The following is a 1,171-nucleotide window of genomic DNA, read 5'->3' on the forward strand; positions in this document are numbered from 1 at the left end:
AAGTGTATTTTGTCATACGTCAAATTTACTGGTAAAGATAGCGAAACAGTGCCGCCCGCTTGAACGCCAGTAATTTTATTTAGAGGTGCAATATTTTTCATTATTCGCCCCTTAACCTAAAATAATGCGTTGAAGAGGACGCGCAGCACGTACATTACTAAGTACGGCTAATACTGCCAGCGTTGCGCCAACAGTAAATAAAGTATTCTTGTTAAACATGGTAAAACCTCGGTTTATTAAAAGATTTGTTAAAATTCGATTGCTAATAAACCAAGTGTTTCGCTCTTTCGCCTAGCGGGTTTCGCTCCCCACATAGCGAAAAAGAGCGAAATTCGCTCTTTTTTTAATTAAATACCTCTCAATTTCTCAAGTGTTAGCTTTTTGCAATTACCAAAGTCTATACATGACTTATCAATATTTATGCTGTACGGGTCAATATTCCCAATTCCGCCCGCTGACTTTACAAGGTAGTGCAAACGCTTTTTAGAGCGCTGTCCATTCATCTTGCTTAGCTGAATTACATCGTTTAAATCTGCATCTAATTCGACCGCAATTAATTTTGCATCGTGCCGTGATTCTTGAGCACCTAACACTTTTCGCGGTGAGTTATTCCAAATCGTTTTTGGCACTTCTTGCGAACGCTGAAAAACAGTGTGAAGCACTAAGCCAAATTTACGACCACCTGTTGCCATTTCACCAACAATAGAATCATCTTTACCCGCAGTGCTTGTAAGCTTTGCTAGTTCTTCAATAATCACATCAAGTCGGCGTTTACCGTCTGCGGCTGCCCACATTAAGCGACCGAACCAATGTAACTCTTTTTTCTTTGCCTCTTTTAGCTGCGATTGGCTTAATGATTCGCTAAACAAAGGCGAATATGCCACCACGAATTTTTGCCCACTTCGCCATGCATCAGCGAACGCCGCCGCGAATTTTTGACGCGTATCAAAATGATAAACAACGCGACCGCCCAAACCGTTAAACGGTGTGTTTTTTCGCGCGTCATATTTGTAATCGCCGTACAAATCAAAAATAGCAACCTGCGAACCCATCAAGCCCTTTAGCAGTTTTACAGCTGCTGTTTTGCCGCCACCAGTACCCGCCAAATAACAAACATGCAAAGCATCTAGTTCATTGTTTGGATTAATTGCCACTCGCTATCACCTCGCCC

1 protein-coding gene is annotated in these 1,171 nt (G+C 41.9%); it reads right to left on the reverse strand.

The genetic code is table 11. The features are described from left to right. Window positions 1-347 precede the first annotated feature (347 nt). Window positions 348-1,154: a hypothetical protein gene (locus I6F47_RS20285; RefSeq protein WP_197184456.1), complete on the reverse strand. Its 807-nt coding sequence runs from the start codon at window positions 1,152-1,154 to the stop codon at window positions 348-350. Window positions 1,155-1,171: the final 17 nt, after the last annotated feature.

Source organism: Pseudoalteromonas sp. NZS37 (assembly GCF_015864265.1).
Classification (GTDB): Bacteria; Pseudomonadota; Gammaproteobacteria; order Enterobacterales; family Alteromonadaceae; genus Pseudoalteromonas; species Pseudoalteromonas arctica.